This is a genomic window from Microbacterium sp. K41, from assembly GCF_004794395.1.
GTDB lineage: Bacteria > Actinomycetota > Actinomycetes > Actinomycetales > Microbacteriaceae > Microbacterium > Microbacterium sufflavum.
Genome location: NZ_SSDO01000088.1, coordinates 1 through 295, shown reverse-complemented (window position 1 = coordinate 295; position 295 = coordinate 1). Strand labels below are relative to the sequence as shown.

The following is a 295-nucleotide window of genomic DNA, read 5'->3' as shown; positions in this document are numbered from 1 at the left end:
CTCTCCCGCCTCGACGCCGAGGAGCCCCGGATCGCGGAGGCCAGGGTCGAGCTCGGGAACGCACGTGCCGCTGAGGCGCTGCGACCGACCATCGCGGCCGCGGCTCGCGCGCGGGAGGCCCTGGCGGAGGCTGTTGCAGGCGAATCGCGCGCCGCGGAGGAGTGGACGGCGTACGGCATCGAGGTGGACGACCTGGAGGCGTGGGTCACCGAGCGCCTGCGCGAGATCGGCGGGTGGGAACGCGCGGTCGTGCTGGAGCGGCACGCGACCGAGCGCGACGCCGAGCAGCGGGCCG

General features: G+C 76.3%; 1 protein-coding gene. It reads left to right on the top strand.

The window, feature by feature from the left end:
* A partial coding sequence (locus tag DW309_RS19215; RefSeq protein ID WP_168387135.1) for a hypothetical protein occupies nt 1–295 on the top strand: 295 nt, incomplete at both ends.